Source organism: Streptomyces sp. NPDC054783 (assembly GCF_053611725.1).
On the sequence record NZ_JBSHAY010000012.1, the window covers coordinates 212,940 to 229,204 of the forward strand.

At 69.9% G+C, this 16,265-nt stretch carries 10 protein-coding genes and 1 tRNA gene; 5 read left to right on the forward strand and 6 right to left on the reverse strand.

What is annotated here, in order from left to right:
- Positions 1-49: 49 nt before the first annotated feature.
- A complete protein-coding gene (locus ACWGJ5_RS22565) occupies positions 50-766 on the forward strand; it encodes a hypothetical protein (RefSeq protein ID WP_453311464.1) in 717 nt (238 codons plus the stop codon).
- Positions 767-1,129: 363 nt separating this feature from the next.
- Here ACWGJ5_RS22565 and ACWGJ5_RS22570 read toward each other — a convergent pair whose 3' ends face one another.
- From ACWGJ5_RS22570 to ACWGJ5_RS22590, 5 genes are all read right to left on the reverse strand, one after another.
- Positions 1,130-2,548 (reverse strand): OFA family MFS transporter, encoded by a 1,419-nt coding sequence (locus ACWGJ5_RS22570; protein WP_453311465.1) that lies wholly within the window; start codon positions 2,546-2,548, stop codon positions 1,130-1,132.
- A gap of 1 nt (position 2,549) precedes the next feature.
- On the reverse strand, positions 2,550-3,872 hold the full coding sequence (locus tag ACWGJ5_RS22575; RefSeq protein ID WP_453311466.1) for an MFS transporter: 1,323 nt from the start codon (positions 3,870-3,872) through the stop codon (positions 2,550-2,552).
- A 271-nt stretch (positions 3,873-4,143) separates the two neighbouring features.
- Positions 4,144-6,276, reverse strand: a complete 2,133-nt coding sequence (locus tag ACWGJ5_RS22580; protein ID WP_453311467.1) for an acetate--CoA ligase family protein — start codon at positions 6,274-6,276, stop codon at positions 4,144-4,146.
- A 4-nt stretch (positions 6,277-6,280) separates the two neighbouring features.
- Positions 6,281-7,522 (reverse strand): formyl-CoA transferase, encoded by a 1,242-nt coding sequence (frc, locus tag ACWGJ5_RS22585; protein ID WP_453311468.1) that lies wholly within the window; start codon positions 7,520-7,522, stop codon positions 6,281-6,283.
- A 12-nt stretch (positions 7,523-7,534) separates the two neighbouring features.
- Complete coding sequence (locus ACWGJ5_RS22590; RefSeq protein WP_453311469.1) at positions 7,535-9,217, reverse strand: thiamine pyrophosphate-binding protein; 1,683 nt, start codon at positions 9,215-9,217, stop codon at positions 7,535-7,537.
- A 235-nt stretch (positions 9,218-9,452) separates the two neighbouring features.
- Between ACWGJ5_RS22590 and sucC the strand changes: the two genes are divergently transcribed.
- From sucC to ACWGJ5_RS22610, 4 genes are all read left to right on the forward strand, one after another.
- Positions 9,453-10,583, forward strand: coding sequence for an ADP-forming succinate--CoA ligase subunit beta (sucC, locus tag ACWGJ5_RS22595; protein ID WP_453311470.1), 1,131 nt, complete (start codon positions 9,453-9,455; stop codon positions 10,581-10,583).
- A gap of 11 nt (positions 10,584-10,594) precedes the next feature.
- Entirely contained in the window at positions 10,595-11,476 is an 882-nt protein-coding gene (sucD, locus tag ACWGJ5_RS22600; protein WP_453311471.1) for a succinate--CoA ligase subunit alpha, read from the forward strand.
- Between the two features lie 78 nt (positions 11,477-11,554).
- The gene (locus ACWGJ5_RS22605; protein ID WP_453311472.1) at positions 11,555-13,153 is read left to right on the forward strand and encodes an aldehyde dehydrogenase family protein; all 1,599 of its coding nucleotides are present in this window, start codon (positions 11,555-11,557) and stop codon (positions 13,151-13,153) included.
- A gap of 174 nt (positions 13,154-13,327) precedes the next feature.
- Positions 13,328-13,412, forward strand: a tRNA-Leu gene (locus ACWGJ5_RS22610).
- Here the strand turns inward: ACWGJ5_RS22610 and ACWGJ5_RS22615 are convergent.
- Entirely contained in the window at positions 13,377-15,104 is a 1,728-nt protein-coding gene (locus tag ACWGJ5_RS22615) for a recombinase family protein (RefSeq protein ID WP_453311473.1), read from the reverse strand. The genes ACWGJ5_RS22610 and ACWGJ5_RS22615 overlap by 36 nt on opposite strands.
- Between the last annotated feature and the right edge of the window lie 1,161 nt (positions 15,105-16,265).

Genomic DNA, 16,265 nt, shown 5'->3' on the forward strand with positions numbered 1-16,265 from the left:
TTGGAGCGCGACCGTGAACCCGAAAAGGCTCCATCGCACCCTGCGCCTCATGGTGGCCGTTGCCGTAGGGGCTGCTCTCGCCATTGCCGTCACTGCATGGATCATGAAGGACCCCAGACATGGGGAGGGGGCGTTGGGTGAGGTACTGGTGAGCGGTGACGGCCGTACCCTCACCACCCTGAACAGTCGGACCCCATGCCGGCAGGACCCGCCCGAACTAGTGGCGAGCGAATCCCGCGATTCCGTCAGCCTGGTACTGAAGGAAAGCGATGTCGATCTCCGACCTGAGTGCAACATGATCGACGAGCAGATCACCACGACGCTGCAGTCACCGCTGGGAACACGACGGCTGATAGACCCTGGCAACGGCTGGACCATTGCCCCCTTCGACCAGAAGCGGCTGGCCAACCCGCACTATCTCCCGCCAGGCTATGCGCCGACAACTGACGTGCACTGGAGTGACTCCAGCCAGAATGAGCTGCTGCCACGACTCTTTCGGACCCGGAGCTCGGCCCCCGCCTGGACCCGTTTCTACCACCGCGCCTCGGAGAAGGCGTCTTTGAGTATCACGCAAATCGCTGGAAGTCCCACGGTGAGTGCCGCAGGCACTCCGGAGTCCATCCACGGGTGGATCGGTGGGCTCACCCCGGACTCCAATAGCACCGTGACACGGACGAACGGGACCTACACATTCATCGTGAGCACCACGGATCAGGACCTGCACGAAGCCGAACTTCTGAGGATCGCCAAACAACTCACCCCCTGAAACCCGAGAGCCGCCGCCGTCGCGGCAGTCACTCTCCACCCGCACTGTTGCATGAGCGGGACATGGTTCGGCAGCCTGGTGGTCCCGGTAGCGCTCCCTGTCGGAGGGCAGCCACGCAGCGAACGCGATGTAGCAGAGCACTGCCGGTATACCCAGCACGATGGGCGGGGGCGCAGGGTGAGGTCTGTCCCTGGTCATGGGCATCCGGTGGGGATCGGAACGTGGCAGGGGCGGCGGTCACCTCCGGATGCTGAAGCCCTGACGGGACGACGACGTAGGGGCTGCAACACCCCCGGGGTGTTGCAGCCCTGTCGAGGCGGTGTACATCCACAGGGCCGCTTTGCCCAGCCCTGCCGGCCTTGTTCAGGACGTCGGCTGCGTCCTCGGTGGCGTGGCGGTCCGTTCGGTCCGCCCGGTGCTGTCCCGGCCCGGCTGGTGCAGCAGCAGGGCGATCGCCGCCGCCACCATCGACACCCCGCCGGCCAGGGCGTAGGCGCCGTTGTAGCCCCAGGCGCCGACCACCATGGAGCCGAGGCCGCCGCCGAACAGGCCGCTGACCAGCTTGCCGCTGTAGACGAGGCCGTAGTTGGTGGCGTTGTAGTTCTCGCCGAAGTAGTCCGGGGTGAGCGCCGCGAACATCGGATAGAAGGCGCCGCCGCCGAAGCCGGAGAGGAAGGCGAAGAACAGGAACAGCCACTCGCTCTTCATGTCACCGGCCCAGATGACGCCGAACTGGGCGAGCCCGAGCACCACGATGACGAAGACCAGGGTCGTCTTGCGGCCCCACCGGTCCGACAGCCAGCCGACCGCGGCCCGCCCCACGCCGTTGATGACGGCCATCACGCCCATCGACGACGCGGCGACCAGCGGCCCGAAGCCGATCTTCTTGGCGAAGTCCACCTGGAAGGAGATCCCGAAGATCGACACCCCGGCGGTCATCACCACGGTGATCCACATCAGCGGCAGCATGCCGGTCCGGATGGCCTCCATGGGGGTGAACTGCCGTACGGCGGGCGGATTCTTGGCCAGACTCACGGCGCTGCGGGTGTTCCCCGAGAACGACAGCGGGTCGACGTCGGCCGGCCACCAGTTCTTCGGCGGGTCCTTGAAGAACCACGCGCACGCGGCGACCACGATCAGCACGTAGACCCCGATCAGATCCAGCACCTCGTTGTAATTGCCCGTGTCGAAGGCGTAGTTGAAGATGAAGATGAACGGCAGCGAGCCGTACGCGAAGCCGCCGTTGACGAAGCCGGTCTTCGCGCCGCGCCGCTCCGGGAACCACTTGCCGACCATGTTGATGCAGGTCGCGTAGATCAGCCCGGAGCCGACACCGCCGACGACACCGAAACCGAGGATCGCCAGGAACACGTTGTCCAGGTGGGACAGCGCCAGGAAGCCGAGCAGACACATCGCGGAGCCGAGGTACATCGCGCGGCGTGCGGTGAGGATGCCCTTCTCGCGCAGCCAGCCCGCCGGGAAGGCGATGCCGGCCTGGAAGAACACCCAGACGCTGAGGATCCAGAAGGTGTTGCTCTGGGTCCAGCCGTGCGCGCTGGACAGGGTGTCCTCGGCGGAGCCGTAGGCGTACTCCGAGACGCTGATGGCCATCATCGATATCCACGGCAGGTACACCATGAGCTTGCGCGAGTGGCCGAGTATGTCGCGGTCCGTCTCGCCGACGCGGTAGACCCGCCCCCGGGAGTCGGTGACTTCGCGGTACGAGCGGTTCGCCGCGCCGGGATCGGCCGGCGTGTTCCTTGTTGTGGGATCAGCCGTCATGTCAGGCCATCTCCTCGCCGAGGGGGTGGGGATTGGGGACGATGCGCCGGACGCTGAGCCTGCCCGGAGCTCTGAGGAACAGCGCCACTGCGGCGCAGGCGAGCCCGGTGCAGCCCGCCAGGAGGAACGCGGCGTGCGGGTCCCGGGCGGCGTACCGGGCCGCCCCCGTGCCGCAGCCGGCGGCGACCGGCAGGAGCCAGGCGCCGGTGAGCAGTCCGTGGACGCTCGCGTGGTGGTTCTCACCGAACAGGTCCGCGGCCAGCGCGGTGGCCAGCGCCAAGGCCGTGGCGCCGGCGGTCCCGGTGGCCGCCGCACAGCCGAGGAGCAGCGCACCGCTGCCCGTGCGGGCCGCGATCAGCACGCCGAACTGTGCCGTGCCCAGCAGCAGACAGGCCGCCATCAGGGCGGTACGCCGCCCCGAGCGGTCCGACAGCGCACCGGCCACGGCCGCCGCGGCGACACCCGCGACGGTCACCGACCGCAGCAACTCGGCGGGGACGCCGAGCTGTTGGGCGTACCGCTCCTGCAGGACGATGCCCAGCACGGTGCCTCCGGTCGCGCCCAGCAGACACAGCCACAACAGCCACAACACCGGGCTCCTGCCCGCCTGCCGGAGGGTGTGGTGGCGTACGGCGGGCGGGTTCTTCTCGCGTGCCCGCCGGGCGACGGGATCGGCCGGCAGGGACAGCGGGTCGGGCCGCGGCGGCCACCAGTTCCGCGGCGGGTCCCGGAAGATGCGGCCGGCGCCGGCCAAGGCCAGGGACACTCCGGCGCCCGCGACCGCGAGCAGCACCCGCGGGTCGGCGTCCAGGACAGGAGGAAGGAGAAGCGGTACGGCCCCGAAGGCGAGCCCGCTCGCCACCACTGCCGTGGGACCGCCCCGGCGCTCCGGCCACCACCTGCCCGGCAGCGTAAGACAGGTGGCGTGCACCAGCCCGGCCCCGGCACCGGCGCACACCGCGAAGGCAAGCCGGGCCACGTCGAGTTGCGGGGCGAGGGCGAGCGCCAGGTACCCGGCCAGGGTGCCGAGCGCTCCGGTTGTCATGGCCGCACGGGCGGGGAGCCGGCCGCTCTCCCGCAGCCGCCCGGCGGGGAGGGCGACGGCCGCCTGGGCGAGTGCCCACAGGCCCGCCGGCCAGTACGGGTCCCCGCCCCACCGGTGGTCGGCACGGAGACCGGCCTGCGCCGCGAAGAACGCGCACGCCGCCCAGCTGATGCCCGCCATGCCCACCCAGGGCAGGACGACCATCCAGATCCGGCCACGGCCCAGCAGCTCGACGTCGCTCTCGCCGACCCGGTACACGCGGCCCCTGCGGTCCCTCACCTCCCTGCACAGCACGGAGGCGGGGGGAACGATCGTTTCCATCTCGCGGCTTGCACCCCTTGCGTCGAAAGTTCTGGCCGGCGCCCCCTGTCCATTGCCTTTCGTGCGCGCTCGGGTCCCGGGGCCGGCCGACGCGCACCGCCGGCCGGCCCCCGCGTCACTCACCTCATGAACCGCCCCCCAGCGGTCCGGCCGCCCGCGCCCAGCGGACCGTGTTTCGCCCGGGGGGCAGCCCCCGGACCCCCGGCCGATGCCGTGCGGGCCCCCGCCGTCACAGGAGCCCCGCCGCTCGCGCCCAGCGGTACTTCGCCCCGAGCACGGCCACCGGCTTCTCGGTCGTGTACGGGTACGCCACCACCCCCCGCTCGAACAGGTACTGGCAGGCCTCCTCGACCTCGACGTCCCCCGCGAGGGACGCCACGACCGGCTTCTCGATCCCGCGCTCGCGGAACTCGGCGACCACGCGTGCCGTCAGCTCCGCGAACACCATCGGCGGGGTGACGATGGTGTGCCAGTAGCCGAGCACCAGCGCATGGATCCGCGGGTCCTCCAGGCCGAGCCGGATCGTCGCCTCGTACGTCGACGGCGGCTCGCCCCCGGTGATGTCGACCGGGTTGCCGGCCGCGCCGAACGGCGGGATGAACCGGCGGAACGCCTCGTCCAGGTCGGGCGGGATCTCCATCAGGGACAGCCCGTTGTCGGTCACCGCGTCCGACAGCAGCACGCCGCTGCCGCCCGCGCCGGTGATGATCACGACGTCGTCGCCCTTGGGAGCGGGCAGGACGGGCAGGGCGCGGGCGTACTCCAGCATGTCGTTCAGGCCCGGTGCCCGGATGACGCCCGCCTGCCTGAGGACGTCGTCGTACACCGCGTCGTCGCCCGCGAGCGCGCCCGTGTGCGAGCCGGCCGCCTTCGCGCCCGCCGCCGTACGGCCCGCCTTCAGCACCACCACCGGCTTCTTGGGCACGGTCGCCCGTGCCGCCGCCACGAACGCCCGTCCGTCCTTGAGGTCTTCGAGGTGCATGGCGATGCACTCGGTGTGCGGGTCCTCGCCGAACCAGGTCAGCAGGTCGTCCTCGTCCAGGTCCGACTTGTTGCCGAGGCCGACGATCGCCGACACACCCGTCTTCGTGGTGCGGGCGAAGCCGAGGATGGCCATGCCGATGCCGCCGGACTGCGAGGTCAGCGCCACCCCGCCCTTGACGTCGTACGGCGTGCAGAACGTGGCGCACAGGTCCTGCCAGGTGGAGTAGTAGCCGTAGATGTTCGGGCCGAGCAGGCGCACCCCGTGCCGCTCGGCGATCTCCACGATCTCCGCCTGGAGTTGGTGCTCGCCGGTCTCGGCGAACCCGGAAGGGATGAGGACGGCGTTGGGGATCTTCTTCCGTCCCACCTCCTCCAGCGCGGCTGCCACGAACTTGGCGGGAATGGCGAAGACGGCCACATCCACCTCACCGGGAACGTCCGTGACACTCTTGTACGCCTTGCGGCCCAGGATGTCATCGGCCTTGGGGTTCACCGGATGGATCTCCCCGGAGAAACCGCCGTCGACGAGATTGCGCATGACCGAGTTGCCGATCTTGCCCGCCTCGTTGGAGGCCCCGATGACGGCGACGGAGGACGGCTGCATCAGCCGGCGCATGGACGCGAGGATCTCGTCGCGGGTGTACGTCTTCCTCGCCACCGGCTGCTTCCCGGCGAGGATCACCCGGATGTCGGCGGCCATCGCGCCCTCGGGTGTCGCGATCACCGGGTTGAGGTCCACCTCGGCGATCTCCGGGAAGTCCGCCACCAGTTGGGAGACCCGCCGGATCTGCTCGGCGACCGCCCACCGGTCCACGCCGGCCTGCCCGCGCACCCCGCGCAGGATCTCCGCCGACCGGATGGAGTCCAGCATCGACAGCGCCTCGTCGGCCGTGACCGGCGCCAGCCGGAACGTCACGTCCTTCAGCACCTCGACCAGCACCCCGCCGAGCCCGAAGGCCACCACCTTCCCGAACGTCGGGTCGGTGACCGCGCCGACGATGACCTCCTGTCCCTTCGGCAGCAGCTCCTGCACCTGCACGCCCTCGATCCGGGCAGCGGCGTCGTACGCGCGGGCGTTCTCCACGATCCGGCAGAACGCGGCCCGTACGTCCGCCGCGCCCTCCACGCCCACCACGACACCGCCGGCGTCGGTCTTGTGCAGGATGTCCGGCGAGACGATCTTCATGACCACCGGCCCGCCGAAGCGTGCCGCCGCGGCCACCGCCTCGTCCACGTCCGTCGCCAACTCCTCGCCCGGTACGGCGATCCCGTACGCCTCGGCGATCACCTTGCCCTCGGGCGCGGTGAGTGCCGTACGGCCCTCGGCACGCACCGAGTCGAGGAGCGCGCGCACCCGCAGTTCCCCATCCTCTGCCATCACGTCAGATCACTCCGTTCGACTTCAGCAGGCGCAGCTCCTCGTCACCGAGGCCCAGTTCGCCGACGTAGACCTCTTCGTTGTGCTCGCCGAGCAGCGGTGAACCGGTCACCTCGACGGGGGAGTCGGAGAGCTTGAGCGGGCTGCCGACGGTCACGAACTCGCCGCGCTCGGGGTGCGGGACGCGCACCACCATCTCGTTGGCGGCCAGCGAGGCGTCCTCGATGATCTCCTTGGTGGACAGGATCGGCCCGCACGGGATGTTGTGCGCGTTCAGCTTCTCCAGCACCTCCCACTTGGGGAGGGCGGACGACCACTCCTCGATCAGCTGGAACATCTTGTTCAGCTTCGGCAGCCGGACCTCGGGGGTCGCCCACTCGGGGTCGTCGGCGAGTTCGGGCCGGCCGATGAGCTCGGTGATCGGCCGCCAGCCCACGGGCTGGACGATGACGTACACGTAGTCGTTCGGGCCGCCGGGTGCGCACTTGACCGCCCAGCCGGGCTGACCGCCACCGGACGCGTTGCCGGACCTGGGAACTTCGGTGCCGAAGTCGTCGTTGGGATATTCGGCGAGCGGCCCGCGCGCCAGGCGCTGCTGGTCGCGGAGCTTGACCCGGCAGAGGTTGAGGACGGCGTGCTGCATGGCGACGTTGACGCGCTGGCCGCGCCCGGTGCGCTCGCGCTGGAAGAGCGCCGCGAGGATGCCGGCGACTGTGTGCACTCCGGTGCCCGAGTCCCCGATCTGGGCGCCGGTGGCGAGCGGTGGCCCGTCCTCGAAGCCGGTGGTCGACATCGACCCGCCCATGGCCTGCGCGACGACCTCGTAGGCCTTGTAGTTGGTGTACGGGCCCTCGCCGAAGCCCTTGATGGAGGCGTAGACGATCCGCGGGTTGATCTCCTTGATTCGGTCCCAGGTGAACCCCATCCGGTCGACCGCACCGGGGCCGAAGTTCTCGACCATGACGTCCGAGCGCCGGATGAGTTCGGTGAGGATCTCCTTGCCGCGTTCGGTCTTGGTGTTCAGGGTGATGCTGCGCTTGTTGCAGTTGAGCATCGTGAAGTAGAGGGAGTCCACGTCGGGCAGGTCGCGCAGCTGTTTGCGGGTGATGTCGCCGGTGGGTGCCTCCAGCTTGACGACGTCGGCGCCGAGCCAGGCCAGCAGCTGGGTGGCGGAGGGCCCGGACTGGACGTGGGTCATGTCCAGGACGCGGATGCCGTCAAGAGCCCTGGTCGGAGTTGCGGTCATGACGGGCGCTCCTCACTTGTACATGGTCTGGTTCATGGTTCCGGGGGCGTAGGCGTCCGGGTCGACCCAGACGTTGATCAGGGACGGCCTGCCCGACTCGCGGGCCCGGCGCAGTGCGGGGCCGATGCCGGCGGGGTCGCGGACCTCCTCGCCGTAACCGCCCAGCATCTGCGCGAACTTGTCGTACGGCACGTCGCCGAGGGTGTTGCCGACCCGCTCGCGGTCCTTGCCGTACTTGACGGCCTGGCCGTAACGGATCTGGTTCATCGAGGAGTTGTTGCCGACGATCCCGACGAAGGGGAGGTCGTAGCGGACCAGGGTCTCGAAGTCCCAGCCGGTCAGGGAGAACGCGCCGTCGCCGAAGAGGGCGACGACCTCCTTGTCCGGGCGGGCCTGCTTGGCGGCGAGTACGAAGGGGATGCCGACGCCGAGGGTGCCGAGGGGGCCCGGATCCATCCAGTGGCCGGGCGACTTGGGCTGGACGACCTGCCCGGAGAAGGTGACGATGTCGCCGCCGTCACCGATGTAGACCGAGTCCTCGGTGAGGAAGTCGTTGATCTCGCTGACCAGCCGGTACGGGTGGATGGGGGAGGAGTGCGACCTCAGCTGCGGCAACCGCTTCTCCAGCGCCGCCTGCTCGGCCGCCCGCAGCTCCTCCAGCCACTCCTTGCGCTTGGCCGCGCCGCCGTTGAGGCGTCCGGAGGCGGCCTCGGTGACGGACTTCAGGACCATCCCCGCGTCGCCGACGATGCCTAGGTCGACGTCCCGGTTCTTGCCCACGGTGCGGTAGTCCAGGTCGATCTGGACGACCGTGGCGTCGGGGGAGAGACGCTTGCCGTAGCCCATGCGGAAGTCGAACGGCGTGCCGACGATCACGATGACATCGGCGCCCGCGAAGGCGTAGCGGCGGGAGAGCTGGAAGTGGTGCGGGTCGCCCGGCGGGAGCGTGCCGCGTCCCGCGCCGTTCATGTACGCCGGGATGTTCAGCGTCCGCACCAGCTCGACGGCGGCCTCCGTGCCCCGCGTCGTCCACACCTGACTGCCCAGCAGGATCGCCGGCTTCTCGGCGTGCACCAGCAGGTCGGCGAGCTTCTCGATCGCCTCGGGGTCGCCGGCCGAGCGGGTGGAGGCGCGGTAGGCGCCGGGCCGGGGCACTCGTGCCTGGTCGGCCGGCACCTTGGCGTCCAGTACATCGCGGGGGATCTCCAGGAAGGACGGGCCGGGCGCACCGTGGTAGCACTCGCGGAACGCCATCGACACCATGTCGGCGGCGCGGGCGGTGTCCGGGACGGTCGCCGCGAACTTGGTGATCGGCGTCATCATGTCGACGTGCGGCAGGTCCTGCAGAGATCCCATCTTGTGTTGGGTGAGCGCGCCCTGGCCGCCGATCAGCAGCATCGGGGACTCCGCGCGGAAGGCGTTGGCGACCCCGGTGACGGCGTCGGTCGTGCCGGGGCCGGCGGTGACGACCGCGCAGCCGGGCTTGCCGGTGATGCGGGCGTAGCCGTCGGCGGCGTGCGCGGCGACCTGCTCGTGGCGTACGTCGACGACTTCTATGCCCTCGTCGACGCAACCGTCGTAGATGTCGATGATGTGGCCGCCGCACAACGTGTAGATGCGGTCGACCCCCTCGGCCTTCAGCGCCTTGGCAACGAGATGACCACCGGAGATCACGTCCTGGGTGTCGTCGGGCATGGCGAAGTCCTGTCCCTTTCGTAGGGGTTGGGCGGCTCGCGGTGCACTGCATACGGACAGCCGGAGAGCTGTATGCAGTAGATTGCATACAGTCGACGAATACTGTATGAAGCTTGTTATCCCGCATCCGGTGGGTGGTGTCCAGGGGGCGTACACACTTTTCGGTCATCGGAGTCCGGCCCTTTTCGGTCAGTGCCGGGCGGACTCACGACGGCCTCGCAGACAGGAGCCACGCATGGACCTGTACGAACACCAGGCACGGCAGCTCTTCGAGGAACACGGCATCCCCGTGCCGCGGGCCGAGGTCGCCGACTCGCCCCAGCAGGCCCGCGGGACCGCCCGCCGGCTCGGCGGCCCGGCCGTGGTCAAGGCCCAGGTGAAGACCGGCGGGCGCGGCAAGGCGGGCGGAGTCAGGTTCGCCGCCGACCCCGCCGCGGCGGAGCTGACCGCACGCCAGATCCTCGGCATGGACATCAAGGGCCACCGGGTCCGCACGGTGCTGCTCGCCGAACCGGTCGACATCGCCGAGGAGTTCTACGTCTCCTACGTCCTCGACCGCAGCGCCGGCGGTTTCCTCGCCATCGCCTCCGCCCAGGGCGGCATGGAGATCGAGGAGGTCGCGGCGACCCGGCCGGAGGCGGTGGCGCGGATCCCGGTCGACCAGGCCGAGGGCGTCACCTCCGCCAAGGCGGGGGAGATCGCGAGCGCGGCCGGACTGCCCCCGCAGACCGTCGACGTCCTCGTACGCCTTTGGCAGGTACTGGTCCGCGAGGACGCCCTGCTGGTCGAGGTCAACCCGCTGGTGCGCACCGCCCAGGGGCGGATCCTCGCCCTGGACGGCAAGGTCACCGTGGACGACAACGCCCGCTTCCGGCAGGCCCGTTGGGGCGCGCGGGACGAGGAGCACCAGGACCCGCTGGAGGCGGCCGCCGCCGAGCGCGGCCTCACCTACGTCAGGCTCGACGGAGAGGTGGGGGTCATCGGCAACGGCGCGGGCCTGGTCATGTCGACCCTGGACGTCGTCGCCGGCTGTGGCGCCCGTCCCGCCAACTTCCTCGACATCGGCGGCGGGGCCTCCGCGCAGGTGATGGCCGACGGACTGTCCGTGATCCTCTCCGACCCGGCCGTGAAGTCCGTCCTCGTCAACGTCTTCGGCGGGATCACCGCCTGCGACGCGGTGGCCGAGGGAATCGTGGCCGCCGTCGACACCGTCCGGCCGACCAAGCCGCTCGTCGTCCGCCTCGACGGCAACAACGCCGCACGCGGACGCGCGATCCTCGGCGAGCGCGCCCATCCGCTCGTCGAACAGGCCACCACCATGGACGGCGCCGCCCGCCGGGCCGCCGAACTCGCCCACGCCGCCTGAGGAGCCGGGACATGGCCATCCACCTCACCAAGGAGAGCAAGGTCCTCGTCCAGGGCATGACCGGGGGGCAGGGGATGCGGCACACCCGGCGCATGCTCGCGGCCGGCACGAACGTCGTCGGCGGGGTCAACCCGCGCAAGGCCGGGCAGACCGTCGACTTCGACGGGCGGGCCGTCCCCGTCTTCGGCTCGGTCGCCGACGGCATCCGGTCGACCGGCGCCGATGTCACCGTCGTCTTCGTGCCGCCCGCCTTCGCCGAGGCCGCCGTCACCGAGGCCGCCGACGCCCGCATCCCCCTCGCCGTCGTCATCACCGAGGGCATCCCGGTCCACGACACGGTCGCCTTCACCGCGTACGCGCGCCGCAACGGCACCCGTGTCATCGGCCCCAACTGCCCCGGCCTGATCACCCCCGGCCAGTCCAACGCCGGCATCATCCCCGCCGACATCACCAAGCCCGGCCCCATCGGCCTGGTCTCCAAGTCGGGCACGCTGACGTACCAGCTCATGTACGAGCTCCGCGACATCGGCTTCTCCACCTGCGTCGGCATCGGCGGCGACCCCGTCGTCGGCACCAGCCACATCGACTGCCTCGCCGCCTTCCAGGACGACCCCGACACCGAACTCGTCGTCCTCATCGGGGAGATCGGCGGAAACGCCGAGGAACGTGCCGCCGCCTACATCCGCGACCACATCACCAAGCCCGTCGTCGGCTACATCGCCGGATTCACCGCACCCGAGGGCCGCACCATGGGCCACGCCGGCGCGATCGTCTCCGGCTCGTCCGGCACCGCCCGCGCCAAGCAGGAGGCGCTCGAGGCGGCCGGAGTCAGGGTCGGCCGCACGCCGACCGAGACGGCCCGGCTGGTCCTGGACACCCTCGGCGCCGGCTGACTCCCGCGGCACCGCCCCTCCTCACACCGAAGCTTTGCCCACCCCGCCCCGACCGTGCACCGAGAGCGGAGCCGACGTATGACACCGACCCTCACCCCGAACCCGCCGCCCCCGAACCCGGCCGGGCGCCCGGCCGGCCCGACCCCCGCGCTCCTGAAACCCGGCACGGCCTACGCCGACGCCTGGCGGCGCTGTCTCGCCGCCGCGCCCGAGGCCTTCCGGGACGACCGCGTCCTCAACCTCTGGGGCGCGGAGTGGCGGCCCGACGGACGGACGCTCCCGGCGACCACCTCGGTCGACGGCACCCCGATCGCCGGCGCCCCGCGGCTCGACGGCGCCACCGCCCAGCAGGCCGTACGAGCGGCCCTCGACCAGCACCGCGCCTGGCGGCACATCCCGCTGTCCGAACGGCGGGCGCGGATCGCCGCCACCCTGGACGCGTTCACCGCACACCGTGAGCTGCTCGCCCTGCTTCTCGTCTGGGAGATCGGCAAGCCCTGGCGGCTCGCCCTCGCCGACGTCGACCGGGCGATCGACGGCGTGCGCTGGTACGCCGACGGCATCGAGCCCGTGCTCGCCGGCCGGACCCCGCTGGAGGGACCGGTCTCCAACATCGCCAGCTGGAACTACCCGATGAGCGTGCTCGTGCACGCCGCCCTCGTGCAGGCCCTGGCCGGCAACGCCGTGATCGCCAAGACCCCGACCGACGGCGGAGTCGCATGCCTCACCCTGGCCATGGCGCTGGCCGCCCGCGAGGGAGTGCCGGTCACCCTGGTCGGCGGCAGCGGCCGCGAGCTGAACCGGGCACTGGTACGGGCACCGGAGATCGGCTGCGTGTCCTTCGTCGGCGGCCGCGACACCGGAGCCGACGTCGCCACGGCGGTCGCCGGCCTCGGCAAACCGCACATCCTGGAACAGGAGGGCCTGAACACCTGGGGCATCTGGGACTTCTCCGGCTGGGAGCGGCTCACCGCCATGATCCCCAAGCTCTTCGACTACGGAAAACAGCGCTGTACCGCTTACCCGCGTTTCGTCGTGCAGCGTTCCCTGTTCGACGCGTTCCTGGCCGCCTACCTTCCCGCGGTCCGCTCCGTCAGCGTCGGCCACCCCCTGGCGGTGGCGGACCCGGCCGACCCGCTCCCCGAGCTCGACTTCGGCCCGCTGATCAACGCCGCTAAGGCCAAGGAGCTCACCGACCAGGTCGCCGAGGCCGTCGACCGGGGCGCCGTACCGCTGTACCGGGGGCGCCCCGACGAGACGCGATTCCTACCGGGCCAGGACACCTCCGCCTACGTCCACCCGGTGACCCTCCTCAACCCGCCGCCGTCCTCCCCGCTGCACCACGCGGAGCCCTTCGGCCCGGTCGACACGATCGTCCTGGTCGACACGGAGGCCGAGCTGCTGGCCGCCATGAACGCGTCCAACGGCGCGCTGGTCGCCACCCTCGCCACGGACGACCGGGCCACCTACGACCGGCTCGCCCCGCACATCCGCGCCTTCAAGACCGGTCACGGCGTCCCCCGCTCCCGGGGCGACCGCGACGAACTGTTCGGCGGTTCCGGCGCGTCCTGGCGCGGTGCCTTCGTCGGCGGCGATCTTCTGGTGCGAGCCGTCACCCGGGGCCCTGTGGGCGAGCGGCTGCCCGGGAACTTCCCGGAGTACCAGCTCATGCCGTGACTCTCACACGACGTACACGGAATCATGCATTCCGTACACGTCCGCCGACCAGGCGGCCCGGCTCGTGCCGGGCCGCCCCACGGGACGGATACGCAGGTGAAACGCGCTCCGAAACCTTGGTATTGTTGTCCATGTCGCCGCGGGGAACACCCCCGGCAAGGCGGCAGACACCTAGTCCGGGTGGCGGAATGGCAGACGCGCTAGCTTGAGGTGCTAGTGCCCTTTATCGGGCGTGGGGGTTCAAGTCCCCCCTCGGACACTCCTTATAGCGATACGGAATCGAGGGCCTCGACCTTACGGTCGCGGTCCTCGTTGCGTTGTCGTACGTGATCGTGATGCCCAGGGCCTCGTAGAGGGGTTCCTTCTTCTCGGCGTCGGCGGTCTGGATGCGTTGTGCGATGTCTCCGAGTCTCTCAGTAATCTTCCGGATCTGGTCGGGGGTGAGCGGTGGTTCCTTCTTCCGGGTGACGGCGGGGAGGGCGTCGAGCTTCTTCTGTGCCGCCTCTTTGTCGCGTTGGGCGTCGTTGATCCACTGGGTGACGACGGCTGGGTCGGCTCCGGTGTCGAGGGCGGCCTTGTAGCGGGCGAGGCGCCGCTCGCATTCCTTGATCGCCTGGCGGGCTTGGGCCTGCTCGGGGGTCTGGGGCTGCGTGGCGCTTGCTGCGGCGCTGGCGTGGCTGAGCGCGGTGAGGGTGGCGGTGAGCCGGCCCGGGGCGAAGGCGCGGGCGATCCAGGTGTCGAGTGCCCGGCAGATGATGTCTTCGCGCAGGTTGATGGTGCGCGGGTGGTCGAGGCCGGGGTAGAGGGCTGCTTCCTGTTCCTTGTACTCGCATCGGTAGTAGACGCGGTCGCGGATCGCAGAGGGCTGCATCTTCCGGCCGCACAGCGTGCACTTCACCCGGCCTCGCAGGACGTAGGCCCGCCGGTCGCTTCGCCTGTTGGGGCGTTCCTGCCGCTGGTAGGCGCGGGCGCGTTGCCTCCGGGCTCGTTGGGCGGCTTCGAAGAGTTCCTTGGTGATGAGCGGCTCGTGTGCGGGTTCGTTGGACCAGATCCATTCGTCGGTGTGGTTGTGGGTCATGGTGGTGCGGTGGCCGAGGGTGACGTCGTCGATGTCGAGGAGGCGTTCTTCCTTGCGTTGTTTGTTCCAGACCTCATGGCCGGTGTAGCGGGGGTTGTGGAGGATCGCTCTGACCGCACCGGCCTGCCATCCGGATTTCGTGCGGTGTGGGTTGCGGGCGGCGTCGTGGGCGGAGGGGCAGGGGACGTTGTTGCTGTCGAGTCGGCGGGCGATGGCCTCGTCGCTCATGCCGTCGACGTACGGGGTGCCGACGTACAGGGTGAAGATGCGCAGCACGACGGGTGCGGTTTCGGGGTCGGGTTCGAGTTTGTGCAGTTGCTGTCCGGTGGCTGCTTTGGCGGGGTTGGGGTGGATTCCGGCGTCGGTGATCCGGTAGCCGTAGGGTGGTCGTCCCCCGAGGTAGCGGCCCTGGAGTTTGGCCTGGGAGCTCATGGCGGTGCGGACGCGGATCTTGATGCGGTTGCGTTCGCCCTTGCTCATGCCGCCGAAGACGGACATGACGAGGTCATGGGCCTCGTTGTCCGGGTCGATGGGGCCGCCGACCTCGGGGACCCACAGGGGGATGCGGAAGTGGACGAAGACGGGGAAGGTGTTGCCGAACTGGTTGCCGTAGAAGGTGCGTTGTGGCTCTCCGATGACGACGGCGTCGAATCCGCGGTTGGGGTCGCGGAGTGCTTGGAGGAGGTCGTTGGCGCGTGGGCGCCGTTGCCAGGGCAGGGAGCGGCTGTGGCCGATGTCGAAGTACTCGGCGACGATGCGGCCGTCGGCGGGTTCGATCAGGGCTCGGGCGCGGGTGAGCTGCCAGTTTCTGGAGGCCTCGGGGTCTTGCAGGTCCTCGGTGGAACAGCGTCCGGCGAAGGCGAAGCGGATCACGTGTGGTCAGACCCCCAGCGATTGTGGTGTGCAGCGTGATGCGGGTGCTATGTGGCGGTCTGTCGTACCTCGAACGGGCGAGAAGAGCCAGCGGGCCTGCCTGCCTGGAGTCCTTCGAGCTCGGGGTGTGGCCGGTCGGGATCGGCGCTTATGGCGTGAAGGAGCTCAAGGAGGGCGGCAGCAACGGATGCCGTCACGTCGGGTGGCTCCTCGGGGAGGGCCACGTGGATCTTCTGCGGGTTGTCCGGACTTGAGTACGGCTCGGATGGGGGCTGGGGCATGCGCTGCTGGGCGTCAGGGCCAGGGGGAATCGTCGGTGCCGGCACATCCCGTATAGAGATGTTGCACGTCGGTTTTGCCGTTCGGCTGGCCAAGGCAAGCCGGCCGGCTGCGGATTCCGTTGGTCCATTCCGGCCCGGACTGAACCCGGCGTACAGCCCGACTCGTCTGCCATTGGGGCGCTGACCAGGCGAAACTACCTGGTCAGGGCCCCAGTGCGTGCTGTGGGAGTTCCCGCATGTACCTGCGGTTTCCCGGGAGTTCCCGGGCGGTTGTGCACTGGATGTGCATTGATCTTGGGGCGTCGGAGCGGCTGTCTCGCAGGAAACGTTGGCGGAGCGCACCGGGCGGCGATTACTTAGGCCGCCATGAGACTCCAGCCTGAACCGCTGGACGGTTGCGGCTCAGCGGCAGGACAGTCCGTTTCCCTGGAGCCGAGCGGTGTCGTGTGCCGGGTGACGGCTCATGGCTGTCGAGCCCTGGCGAGGTGTAGTAGGGCCCTGGGCGTCGTAGGGGAGTTCAGCGGCGCTGAGGAGCGTGTCTACGAACGTGATGGAGTTCCGGTTCAATGTATAGGCCACGCATTACCGTGGATCTGGCGAATTAGCAAAACGCCAGGTCAGGCGGGGTCGGCCTAGATTCGGGTCGACCCCGTTCGCGTGCCCATGGCTGGATTTTGGCTGGATGATCTGACGCTCCGTCACCTGTTGTCATCCGTTGTTCTCCGCACGCTGGCTGGATCGCGGCTGGACGTAGCTGAACGGCGAGTCAGTTCGGAGGGGCGGCGCGTATGCCCGCGTGGGCCGAGCGTTTCGGGTGATCGTGCCCTGGGGCCTGGATGGGGCGTACGGCCGTGTCGTTGCCCGCACGGGCCGGTTGGCT